Genomic DNA, 9,414 nt, shown 5'->3' with positions numbered 1-9,414 from the left:
AACGCACCGAACGCCACATTGGGGCGCATGCCCGGCGACGGCCCGCTCTTCCGTGTGGCCGACACACACCCTCCGTTTGGTGGACGCCGAGTGGAAACACTCGATCGTGTGTAGCGATGTAGTCCTGGTGGGGCACCTGCACGCCGTCGTTCTGCGGCCGCGCAGCAGGGCACGGAACCGCGTCAGACCGGGGGCGGCCGGCGCGGCCGAACTGGGAGTAGTGGAGGAACGATGGGGAAGATCGGTGTCTGGCTGGTCGGTGCCCGCGGATCGGTGGCCACGACGGCCATCGCCGGGGCCGCCGCCATGCGCGCGGGACTGGCCGCGCGCACGGGGTGCGTGACCGAGCTGCCGGACTTCGCCGGGGCCGGCCTGCCCGGCCTGGAAGACCTGGTCTTCGCCGGCCACGACGTGGTGGACACGCCGCTGGTCAAGCGGGCCGAGCAGCTGGCCGCGGCGGGGGTGCTGCCGTCGACGCTGCCCGCCGCGGTGGCCGCCGAGCTGGAAGCGGCCGAAGCCCGGCTGCGGCCGGCACCCGCCGAGGGCGGCCGGGCGGCGGTCGACCGGATCGTCGCGGACCTGACCGCCTTCCGGGCGGGGCTGGACCACGTCGTCGTCGTGAACGTCTCCTCCACGGAGCCGCCGTGCGCGCCGCACCCGGCGCACGAGTCCCTCGCCGAGCTGGAGGGTGCGCTCGACACCTTGCCGCCGAGCGCGCTGTACGCCTACGCCGCCTTCCGCGCGGGTTGTGGCTTTGTCGACTTCACCCCTTCCACGGGCGCGCGGCTGCCCGCGCTCGACGAGCTGGCCCGCACCGCGGGGCTGCCGTACGCGGGCCGGGACGGCAAGACCGGCGAGACGCTGCTGCGGTCGGTGCTGGCGCCGATGTTCGCCCAGCGCGCGCTGAACGTCCTGTCCTGGTCCGGCACGAACCTGCTCGGCGGCGGTGACGGCGCCACGCTGGCCGACCCCGGGGCCGCGGCCAGCAAGAACGCGTCCAAGCAGCAGGTACTGGCCCAGAACCTGGGCCGGGAGGTCGACGGCGAGGTGCACATCGACTACGTGCCCGCCCTCGGCGACTGGAAGACCGCCTGGGACCACGTGCTGTTCGAGGGCTTCCTCGGCACCCGGATGACGCTGCAGCTCACCTGGCAGGGCTGCGACTCCGCGCTCGCCGCGCCGCTGGTGCTCGACCTCGCCCGGCTGACCGGCAAGGCCTGCCGCGACGGCGTCGCCGGTCCGGTGGCCGAGTTCGGGTTCTTCTTCAAGGACCCCGCCGGCGACGGGCCGCACGACCTCGCGTCGCAGTACGCCGCGCTGCGTGAGTGGGCGCACCGGTGAAGGCGCTCGTCGAACTCGTCCGCGCGCCCGCCGCGCTGACCGTGCCCGGCGACGCCGTCGCCGGGGCCGCCGCGTCGGGCTGGCCGTTCGGCCGCCGCACCCTGGCGCTGACCGGCGCGTCCGTCTGCATCTACTGGGCGGGCATGGCGCTCAACGACTACGCCGACCGGCACCTCGACGCGATGGAACGGCCCGAGCGGCCGATCCCGTCGGGCCGGGTCAAGCCGTCGACCGCGCTCGGCGTGGCCACCGGGCTCACCGCGGGCGGGCTGGGCATCGCCGCGGCCGCCGGCGGACGCCGGGCGCTGCGGGTCGCGCTGCCGCTGGCCGCGACCGTCTGGGCGTACGACTTCGTGCTCAAGGAGACCGTGTTCGGCCCGGCCGCGATGGCCGCGGCGCGGAGCCTCGACGTCCTGCTCGGGGCCGGCGGTGCCCGCGCGGCCGTGCCGGCGGCGTTGACCGTCGGGGCGCACACCTACGCCGTGACGACGTTGTCGCGGTCCGAAGTGGACGGTGCGAAGCCCGCGCTGCCCGCCGCCACCCTGGCCGCGACGGCCGGGGTGCGGGTCGCCGCCGGCCGCGTCGGCCCGCTGGCCTCGGCGCTGCTCGGCACCTACGCGGTGACGACCGGGCGGGCGCAGTTCGACGCCGTCCGCGACCCGGCCGCGCCGAAGATCCGCCGGGCGGTGGGCGCCGGGATCCACGGCATGATCCCGCTGCAGGCCGGGCTGATCGCGCGGACCGGCGCGTGGCGCTCGGCGCTGGCCGTGGCCGCCGCGTTCCCGATCGCGCGGGCGCTGAGCCGGAAGGTGTCGCCGACATGAGGTTCGGATACGGCACCAACGGCTTCGCCAACCACCGCCTCGGGGACGCCCTGCGCGTCCTCGCCGACCTGGGCTACGACGGCGTCGCGCTGACGCTGGACCACCAGCACCTCGATCCGTTCGCGCCCGACCTCGCCCGCCGTGTCGCGGACCTGGCCGGCGAACTGGACCGGCTGGGCCTCGCCGTCGTGATCGAGACGGGCGCGCGGTTCCTGCTGGACCCGTGGCGCAAGCACTCGCCGACGTTCCTCGACCCCGATCGCGCGCGCCGGATCGAGTTCCTCACCCGGGCGGTCGAGATCGCCGCCGATCTCGGGGCGGAGGCCGTGTCCTTCTGGAGCGGCAACAAGCCGGCCGATCTGTCCACTGAGGACGCCTGGGGCCACTTGGCCGACGGCTGCGCCGACGTGCTCAAGGCGGCCGACGAGCACGACGTCAAGCTGGGCTTCGAACCCGAACCGGGCATGTTCGTCGAAGACCTCGACGGCTACTTCGAGCTGGCGCGCCGGCTCGGCGACCCGGAACGGTTCGGGCTGACGCTGGACATCGGGCACTGCCGGTGCAACGAGTCCGCGTCCGTGCCCGACTGCGTGCGGCGGGCGTTGCCGCGGCTGGTGAACGTCCAGATCGACGACATGCGCCGCGGCACGCACGAGCACCTCGAATTCGGCGCCGGAGAAATCGAATTCCCGCCGGTCCTCGAGGCGCTGGCGCCCTACACCGGGCTCGTCGCGGTGGAACTGCCCCGGGACAGTCACGCGGCACCGCGGATCGCCCGCGAGTCCCTGGAGTTCCTGCGCAAGGCGGTGACCGCGTGAACGCCTGGCTCGACGAAGCCCTGGCCAAGGTCGCCGAAGACGCCACGGCGTTGCGCACGCTGTTCCCGGCCGTCGGCCGCCGCTGCGGCCGCGGGCCGTCGGACGTCCCGGGCCGGACGGTCGACGACGTGGCCCGCGTCCGCCTGCTCGAAGCGGCGCCGGGTGCGGCCGCGGAAATGCCCGATCTCTACCGCTACGGCGACGCCGCGGAGAAGCGAGCCGTCCTCTATGGACTGTCCGTGGTGGACACCGGAGAGGCCGGGCTCGAACTGGTCGCGGACGCCCTGCGCACCAACGACACCCGGCTCGTCGCCGCGGCGATGGGCGAGTACGCCGCCACGCACCTCGACGACGCCGCGTACCGCCACGGCGTCCTCAAGTGCGTCTTCATGGGCATCCCGCTGGCCGGCGTGGCCGGGCTCGACCGCCGGGCCGACGACGAGCTGCGGCGCATGCTGCGGTCGTTCGCCGCCGAGCGCACCGCCGCGGGCCGCGAAGTGCCCGCCGACCTCCTCCCGCTACTGGAACAGGACGCCTGATGCGCATCTTCGATCCCCACATCCACATGAGCTCCCGGACCACCGACGACTACGCGGCGATGCACGCCGCCGGGGTCCGCGCGCTCGTCGAACCGGCGTTCTGGCTGGGCCAGCCCCGCACGAACGTCGGCAGCTTCACCGACTACTTCGACGCCCTGGTCGGCTGGGAGCCGTTCCGCGCGAGCCAGTTCGGCATCGCCCACCACTGCACGATCGCGCTCAACCCCAAGGAGGCCAACGACCCGCGCTGCTTCCCGGTGCTCGACGTCCTGCCGCGGTACCTGGAGAAGGACGGCGTCGTCGCGGTCGGCGAGATCGGCTACGACTCGATGACGGCCGACGAGGACAAGGCGTTCGCCGCGCAGCTCGCCCTGGCGATCGACCACGACCTGCCCGCGCTGGTGCACACCCCGCACCGCGACAAGGCCGCGGGGACCGAGCGCAGCATCGCCGTCGTCCGCGAGTCCGGCATCGCGCCGGAGCGCGTGGTGCTCGACCACCTCAACGAGGTGACCGTGCGCATGGTCAAGGAATCCGGGTGCTGGCTGGGGTTCTCGATCTATCCGGACACGAAGATGGACGAAGACCGGATGGTCGCGATCCTGCGCGAGTACGGCCCGGAGCGGGTGCTGGTGAACTCGGCGGCGGACTGGGGCAAGAGCGACCCGCTCAAGACCCGCAAGACCGGCGACGCGATGCTCGCCGCCGGGTTCACCGAGGACGACGTCGACCGGGTGCTGTGGCGCAACCCCGTCGAGTTCTACGGGCAGAGCGGGCGGCTTTCGCTTGAGGGCGAGGCTCCGGAAGCGGAGTTCGCGGGCAACTCGATCCTGCGAGGGGCGCGCAAGTGAGGTTCCGGCACCGCGACGGCTCGCTCGTCCACCTCGCCTACTGCACCAACGTGCACCAGGCCGAGGACCTCGACGGCGTGCTCGCCCAGCTGGCCCGCTTCGGCGAGCCGGTCCGGGAACGCCTCGGCGTGGACCGGCTCGGGCTCGGCCTCTGGCTGGCGCGGCCGGTGGCGGCCGAGCTGATCGCCGACCCGGCCGCGGCCGGCAGGCTCCGCCGTGAACTGACCGCGCGCGGCCTGGAGGTCGTAACCTTCAACGGGTTCCCGTACCAGGGCTTCCACGACCCGGTCGTCAAGCACAAGGTGTACCGGCCGGACTGGGCCACGCCCGAACGGACGCGCTACACCCTCGACTTGGCGCGGTTGCTCGCCGAGCTGATGCCGGACGACGCCGTGCGCGGCAGCGTCTCGACCCTGCCGCTCGGCTGGCGCACGGAATGGCGGGGTGACTGTCGCCAGCTGGACGTGCTCGCCAAGGGGCTGGCGGAGCAGGATCGCCCGGTGCGCGTGGCGTTCGAACCGGAACCGGGGTGCGTCATCGAGACGACCGCGCAGGCGGCGTCGCTGCTGTCCGAAGTGGACAAGGACTGGCTGGGCGTCTGCCTCGACACGTGCCACCTCGCGGTCGGGTTCGAGGAGCCGGCGGCCGCGTTGGGGCGTCTCGAAGCCGCCGGGCTGGACGTCGTCAAACTCCAGGCGTCGGCCGCGTTGGAAGCCGCGGACCCGGCCGATCCGTCGACACGGTCGGTACTGGAGTCCTTTGTGGAGCCCCGGTTCCTGCACCAGAGCAACGAAGGCGCTCCACCCGGTGCCGACGACCTCGACCTCGCGCTGGCCGGCGGCCTGCCGGGCGAGTCCCCGTGGCGGGTGCACTTCCACGTGCCGCTGCACGCCGACCCGGCGCCGCCGCTGACGTCGACCCGGCCGGTGCTGGCCGGGACCCTCGCCGAGCTGTTCGGCGGGGAAACCGCGCGCACCGACCACGTCGAGGTCGAGACCTACACCTGGCAGGTGCTCCCGGACGCACCCGCCGACGACGCCGGGCTGGTCGCGGGCATCGCGGCCGAGCTGGACTGGACCCGGCGAGAACTGATCACCCTTGGCCTGGAAGAGGTTTCGGAATGAGCTTGCTGGTCCTCGACGTCGTCGGGCTGACCCCGCGGCTGCTGCCGCACATGCCGCACCTGCGCAAGATGGCCGAGCCCGGCTTCACCGCGCAGCTGGACACCGTGTTCCCGGCGGTCACCTGCTCGGTGCAGTCGACGTTCCTCACCGGGCTGACCCCCGCGGAGCACGGCATCGTCGGCAACGGCTGGTACTTCCGCGACCTCGGGGAGATCTTCCTCTGGCGCCAGCACAACAAACTGGTCCAGGGGGACAAGTTCTGGGACGCGGCCCGCCGGGCCCAACCGGGGCACAAGGTCGCCAACGTCTGCTGGTGGTACGCGATGGGCGCGGACACCGACCTGACGGTCACCCCGCGGCCGATCTACCACGCCGACGGCAAGAAGTCCCCCGACGCCTACACCTACCCGCCTCAGCTGCACGACCGGCTGGTCGGCGATCTCGGCGAGTTCCCGCTGTTCACCTACTGGGGCCCGACGGCGTCGATCACGTCGTCGCAGTGGATCATCGCCGCGGCGCGGAAGATCCTGGCCGAGGACAAGCCGGACACCACGCTCGTCTACATCCCGCACCTCGACTACGACCTGCAGCGCTTCGGCCCCGACGCGCCCCAGGCCGCGGCGGCCGCGCGGGAGATCGACACCGCGCTGAAGCCGCTGCTGGAGCAGGCGGCCGCGGGCGGCCACACCGTCGTCGCGCTCTCGGAGTACGGCATCACCAACGCGAGCCGGCCGGTCGACGTCAACCGGGCGCTGCGCCGCGCGGGCCTGCTGAACGTGTACGTCCAGGCGGGCATGGAGTACCTGGACCCGTGGACGTCCCGGGCGTTCGCGGTGGCCGACCACCAGGTCGCGCACGTCTACGTCGCCGACCCGGCGGACCTCCCGCGGGTGCGCGACATCGTGGCCGGACTGTCCGGAGTGGACGTCGTCCTCGACCGCGCCGGACAGGCGGGAATCGGCATCGACCACGAACGGGCCGGCGAGCTGGTGGCGATCGCCGAGCCGGACGCCTGGTTCACCTACTACTACTGGCTGAGCGACGACCGCGCGCCGGACTTCGCGAAGACCGTCGAGATCCACCGCAAGCCCGGCTACGACCCGGCCGAGCTGTTCTTCGACCCGAACGATCCGATGGTGAAGCTGAAGGCGGCGTCGGCGCTGGCCCGCAAGAAGCTCGGCCTGCGGTACTCGATGCAGGTCGTCCCGCTCGACCCGGCCCCGGTGCGCGGCAGCCACGGCCGCCTGCCGGACTCGCCCGAGGACGGCCCGGTGTTCCTCTGCTCGGACCCGGCCCTGGCCCGCGAAAAGATCCACGCCACCGAGGTCAAGGACCTCCTCCTGGCCGCCGCCGGGCTCGCGTAAAGCCGTGAAGGCCCCCTTACCGGCTCTTATGGCCGGTAAGGGGGCCTTCACGGACCATCAGCGGACGCCGAGCAGGTGCTCGAGGGCCAGCTGGTTGAGGCGGGTGAAGTGGTAACCGCGCGCGGCCGCCGCGTCGAGGTCGAACTCGTCGTTCAGGACGTCGTCGAACGTCTCGCCCGGTGCCAGCGTCGGCGTCGAGAGGTCCGTGACCCGGGACGCCGCCAGCGCCTCCGCGACCTCCGGGTCGGCCCGGAACGCCGCCGACTTCTCCTTGAGGATCAGGTACGTCCGCATGTTCGCCGCGGCCGACACCCAGACGTCCTCGGCGTCCTCGGTGCGCATCGGCTTGTAGTCGAAGTGCCGCGGGCCCTCGTAACCGCCGTTCTCCAGCAGGTCGACCAGGAAGAACGCGCTCTTGAGGTCGCCGTGGCCGAAGATCAGGTCCTGGTCGTACTTCGGGCCGTGCTGGCCGTTGAGGTCGATGTGGAACAGCTTGCCCTGCCACAGCGCCTGCGAGATGCCGTGCACGAAGTTCAGCCCGGCCATCTGCTCGTGCCCGACCTCGGGGTTGAGCCCGAACATCTCCGGCCGCGCGAGCTGGGAGATGAAGCCCAGCGCGTGCCCGATCGTCGGCAGCAGGATGTCGCCGCGCGGCTCGTTCGGCTTCGGCTCGAGCGCGAACCGCAGGTTGTAGCCCTTCTCGACGACGTAGTCGGCGAGCAGGTCGAGGCCCTCCTTGTAGCGGTCCAGGGCCGCGCGGACGTCCTTGGCGGCGTCGGACTCGGCGCCTTCGCGGCCGCCCCAGACGACGTAGGTCTCGGCGCCCAGTTCGGCCGCGAGGTCGAGGTTGCGGCGCACCTTCCGCAGCGCGTACCGCCGGATGTCGCGGTCGTTGCTGGTCAGGCCGCCGTCCTTGAAGACCGGGTGGGTGAACAGGTTCGTCGTGGCCATCGGGACCTTGAGGCCGGTCTCGGCGATCGCCTTGCGGAACCGCTCGATCGCCTTGTCGCGGTCCGGCTCGGTGGCCAGCAGGTCGTCGTCGTGGAAGGTCACGCCGTAGGCGCCCAGCTCCGCGAGCCGGTGCACGCTCTCCACCGGGTCCAGCGGCGCCCGCGTCGCGACCCCGAACGGGTCGTTCGCCGGCCAGCCCACGGTCCAGAGGCCGAAGGTGAACTTGTCGGCCGGCTGGGGAGCGTAGTCGCTCATGACTGTCCCTTCATTTAGTTCACGTTGTAGACTAAATATGCGCCGGAGGGGTCCCAGGCGTCAAGAGGCCGGTTGAAGTGCTTCGCAGGAGGGTCACGATGACGCAGGCCGTGCGGCACGAAGAGATGCGCGCCCGCAACCTCGAGGTCGTGCTGGGCGCGGTCGGCCGCGGCGGCCCGCTCACCCGGGCCGCGCTCGCCGAGGTCACCGGGCTGACCAAATCGACCGTGAGCAAGCTCGTCGGCGACCTGGTCGAGGCCGGGCTGCTCGCCGAGACCGGCCCCGCCCGCGCGGGTGAACGCGGCCGGCCGGGGGTGGAGGTCGTGCTCAGCGGGGCGAGCGTGGCGTCGATGGGCCTGGAGATCAACGTCGACTACCTCGCGGTGCGCGTGCTCGACCTCACCGGCGCGGTCCGGTTCGCCGCTCGCCGCGAACGCGACAACCGCGGCTCACGGCCGAAGAAGGTGCTGGGGGAGCTGCAGGACCTGGCGAACGAAGCCCTCGCGGAGACCCGCCGGCTCGGGCTGGAGGTGGCGGGCGCGGTGCTCGCGGTGTCCGGCCCGGTCGGCGACGGCGTCCTGTTCAGCGCCCCCAACCTCGGCTGGCAGGACGTCCGCCCGGCCGACCTGCTGCGGCTGCCGGTCCCGGTCGAGCTGGACAACGAGGCGAACCTCGCCGCCCTGGGCGAGTTCTGGTACGGCGACGGCGAACGCGACTTCCTTTACGTGTCCGGCGAAGTCGGCATCGGGGCCGGCCTGGTCGTCGACGGCACGCTCTACTCCGGCGCGAGCGGCCTGGCCGGCGAGCTGGGCCACGTCGTCGTGGCGCCGGACGGGCCGCCGTGCAGCTGCGGCGGCAGCGGGTGCCTGGAGACCTACGCCGGGCAGGAAGCGTTGCTGGCGGCGGGAAACGCCGTGTCCGTACCGGCTCTGCTGACCGCTCTGGAGCAACGCGACCGGACGGCGCTCGCGGCGTGCGCGTCGGCGGGCCGGGCCCTCGGCATCGCCCTGACGTCGGCGGTGAACCTCCTGGACCTCGACCGCATCGTCCTGGGCGGGGTGTTCACGCAGCTGTACCCGTGGTTGTCCGGCCCGGTGTCGGAGGTCCTGGCCGCCCGCCTCGGCGGCCTCCGCGGCGCGCCCCCTGCGCTGTCGGCCTCCCGCCTGGGCGGTGACGCGGCCACCCTCGGCGCGGCGGGCCGGGTCGTCCACCGCGTCCTGGCCGACCCGGCGCCGTTCGTCACCCGGGCCCAGGAAGCCTGAAAAGCCGTGAAGGCCTCCTTCCCGGCTCTTATGGCCGGGAAGGAGGCCTTCACGGACTTCGGCCTAGCTCACCGCGGTGATCTGC

Annotated in this window: 9 protein-coding genes; 8 read left to right on the top strand and 1 reads right to left on the bottom strand. The window is 72.7% G+C overall.

Annotation, left to right across the window (positions count from 1 at the left end; all coding sequences use genetic code 11):
• The first annotated feature begins 231 nt into the window (after positions 1-231).
• The 7 genes from AB0G28_RS48430 to AB0G28_RS48400 are packed head-to-tail and all read left to right on the top strand — an operon-like array spanning position 232 to position 6,861.
• The gene (locus AB0G28_RS48430; protein WP_361106171.1) at positions 232-1,341 is read left to right on the top strand and encodes an inositol-3-phosphate synthase; all 1,110 of its coding nucleotides are present in this window, start codon (positions 232-234) and stop codon (positions 1,339-1,341) included.
• On the top strand, positions 1,338-2,165 hold the full coding sequence (locus AB0G28_RS48425) for an SCO3242 family prenyltransferase (RefSeq protein ID WP_361106174.1): 828 nt from the start codon (positions 1,338-1,340) through the stop codon (positions 2,163-2,165). The genes AB0G28_RS48430 and AB0G28_RS48425 overlap by 4 nt, the downstream gene beginning before the upstream one ends.
• Positions 2,162-2,983 carry a sugar phosphate isomerase/epimerase family protein gene (locus AB0G28_RS48420; protein ID WP_361106168.1) on the top strand — a complete coding sequence of 274 codons (822 nt, stop codon included), beginning with the start codon at positions 2,162-2,164 and terminating at the stop codon, positions 2,981-2,983. Before AB0G28_RS48425 ends, AB0G28_RS48420 begins: the two co-directional genes overlap by 4 nt.
• Positions 2,980-3,522 carry an EboA domain-containing protein gene (locus tag AB0G28_RS48415; RefSeq protein ID WP_361106165.1) on the top strand — a complete coding sequence of 181 codons (543 nt, stop codon included), beginning with the start codon at positions 2,980-2,982 and terminating at the stop codon, positions 3,520-3,522. The genes AB0G28_RS48420 and AB0G28_RS48415 overlap by 4 nt, the downstream gene beginning before the upstream one ends.
• Entirely contained in the window at positions 3,522-4,373 is an 852-nt protein-coding gene (locus AB0G28_RS48410) for a TatD family hydrolase (RefSeq protein WP_361106162.1), read from the top strand. Before AB0G28_RS48415 ends, AB0G28_RS48410 begins: the two co-directional genes overlap by 1 nt.
• Positions 4,370-5,497 carry a metabolite traffic protein EboE gene (gene eboE / locus AB0G28_RS48405; RefSeq protein WP_361106159.1) on the top strand — a complete coding sequence of 376 codons (1,128 nt, stop codon included), beginning with the start codon at positions 4,370-4,372 and terminating at the stop codon, positions 5,495-5,497. Before AB0G28_RS48410 ends, eboE begins: the two co-directional genes overlap by 4 nt.
• Complete coding sequence (locus AB0G28_RS48400) at positions 5,494-6,861, top strand: nucleotide pyrophosphatase/phosphodiesterase family protein (RefSeq protein ID WP_361106156.1); 1,368 nt, start codon at positions 5,494-5,496, stop codon at positions 6,859-6,861. The genes eboE and AB0G28_RS48400 overlap by 4 nt, the downstream gene beginning before the upstream one ends.
• 57 nt (positions 6,862-6,918) lie before the next feature.
• On the opposite strand, the gene xylA is transcribed toward AB0G28_RS48400, so the two are convergent.
• Positions 6,919-8,067 carry a xylose isomerase gene (gene xylA, locus AB0G28_RS48395; protein ID WP_361106153.1) on the bottom strand — a complete coding sequence of 383 codons (1,149 nt, stop codon included), beginning with the start codon at positions 8,065-8,067 and terminating at the stop codon, positions 6,919-6,921.
• A gap of 98 nt (positions 8,068-8,165) precedes the next feature.
• Here xylA and AB0G28_RS48390 point away from each other — a divergent pair, with 98 nt between their 5' ends.
• On the top strand, positions 8,166-9,329 hold the full coding sequence (locus tag AB0G28_RS48390) for an ROK family transcriptional regulator (protein WP_361106150.1): 1,164 nt from the start codon (positions 8,166-8,168) through the stop codon (positions 9,327-9,329).
• The last annotated feature ends 85 nt before the right edge of the window (positions 9,330-9,414 follow it).

The organism is Amycolatopsis sp. NPDC021455 (genome assembly GCF_040640995.1).
In the GTDB taxonomy this organism is placed as follows: Bacteria; Actinomycetota; Actinomycetes; order Mycobacteriales; family Pseudonocardiaceae; genus Amycolatopsis.
This window is presented reverse-complemented; position numbering and strand designations above follow the sequence as displayed.

Bases quoted from the DNA above. Each gene is read 5' to 3' on its own strand.
- AB0G28_RS48430 (WP_361106171.1), top strand. From the start codon at position 232: ATGGGGAAGATCGGTGTCTGGCTGGTCGGTGCCCGCGGATCGGTGGCC.
- AB0G28_RS48420 (WP_361106168.1), top strand. From the start codon at position 2,162: ATGAGGTTCGGATACGGCACCAACGGCTTCGCCAACCACCGCCTCGGG.
- AB0G28_RS48410 (WP_361106162.1), top strand. From the start codon at position 3,522: ATGCGCATCTTCGATCCCCACATCCACATGAGCTCCCGGACCACCGAC.
- AB0G28_RS48400 (WP_361106156.1), top strand. From the start codon at position 5,494: ATGAGCTTGCTGGTCCTCGACGTCGTCGGGCTGACCCCGCGGCTGCTG.
- xylA (WP_361106153.1), bottom strand. From the start codon at position 8,067: ATGAGCGACTACGCTCCCCAGCCGGCCGACAAGTTCACCTTCGGCCTC.
- AB0G28_RS48390 (WP_361106150.1), top strand. From the start codon at position 8,166: ATGACGCAGGCCGTGCGGCACGAAGAGATGCGCGCCCGCAACCTCGAG.